This is a genomic window from Micromonospora sp. CP22, from assembly GCF_009712475.1.
Lineage (GTDB): Bacteria > Actinomycetota > Actinomycetes > Mycobacteriales > Micromonosporaceae > Micromonospora.
In genome coordinates this window covers 1-1059 of the sequence record NZ_VCJO01000057.1, presented here as the reverse complement: position 1 = coordinate 1059, position 1059 = coordinate 1, and the positions used below count along the sequence as shown (strand labels likewise).

Annotated in this window: 1 protein-coding gene; it reads right to left on the bottom strand. The window is 65.6% G+C overall.

The window, feature by feature from the left end:
- Window positions 1–24: 24 nt before the first annotated feature.
- The gene (locus FF096_RS26190) at window positions 25–903 is read right to left on the bottom strand and encodes an IS5 family transposase (RefSeq protein WP_375335398.1); all 879 of its coding nucleotides are present in this window, start codon (window positions 901–903) and stop codon (window positions 25–27) included.
- Window positions 904–1059: the final 156 nt, after the last annotated feature.

The following is a 1059-nucleotide window of genomic DNA, read 5'->3' as shown; positions in this document are numbered from 1 at the left end:
CTAAGGCGTGTTTCATAAGCCCGGTCAGAGCCACTCGCAGATGATGGTGATGGTCAGGACGGCCTGGAACCTGACGGCCAGCTTGTCGTAGCGGGTGGCTACGCCGCGGTGGCGTTTGAGCCTGTTGATGCCGTTCTCGACGGCGTGTCGCATCCGGTAGAGGTCTGGGTCGAACTTCGGTGGACGTCCGCCGCGGCTGCCTTTGGCTTTGCGGTGGGCGTCCTGGTCTTTCTTGCGAGGGATGCACGCCTTGATCCCCCGCTTGCGCAGATAGGCGCGGTTACCGCGGCTGGTGTACGCCTTGTCGGCCAGGACCAGGTCGGGGCAGGTGCGGGGCCGGCCCACTCCGAGGCGGGTCACCTTGATCCGGCGCAGGACCGGGATGAACTGCGGGCTGTCACCACGATGCCCGGCGGTCACCACCATCGATAGGACCTTCTGCCCCTGCTCACAGGACAGATGCGTCTTAGTGGTCAGACCGCCACGAGATCGTCCGAGCCCGTGATCGGCGGGCTCGTCGTGCACACCGCCGGGTGGCTCCTTCTGCAGGTGGCCGTCGGTGCGGGCGCCGGCGGCGTGTTGGTGTGCGCGGCTGGTCATGGAGTCCACGCTCACCGTCCAGGTGATCCGGCCTTGCGCATCTGCGGTGGCCTGTGACGCGGCCAGGATCCTGTCCCAGGTTCCGTCGCGCTGCCAGCGACGGAACAGACCGTAGACCGTCTGCCAGGGTCCGTACTCGGCCGGGACGTCACGCCACGGCGACCCGATCCGGATCCGCCACCTGATCCCGTCGATGAGCTGCCGCTTCTCCCACTTCGGCGGACGACCCGTCGTTGGCGCGGCAGGCAACAGCGGGGCCAGAACAGCCCACTGCCTGTCGGTCAGGTCATGCCGCCTCGTCACCGCTACGCTGGACACGAGGTCTCCGGTATGAAGTTCTTGCTTGGTCGCAGAACCAGATACCGGAGACCTCTTCAGTTGTCGATCACCGCCACGCCGTGACCTTTACCGGCCGACCACGACTTCTGAAACACGCCTTAGCTTGATCTTTAACCTGTG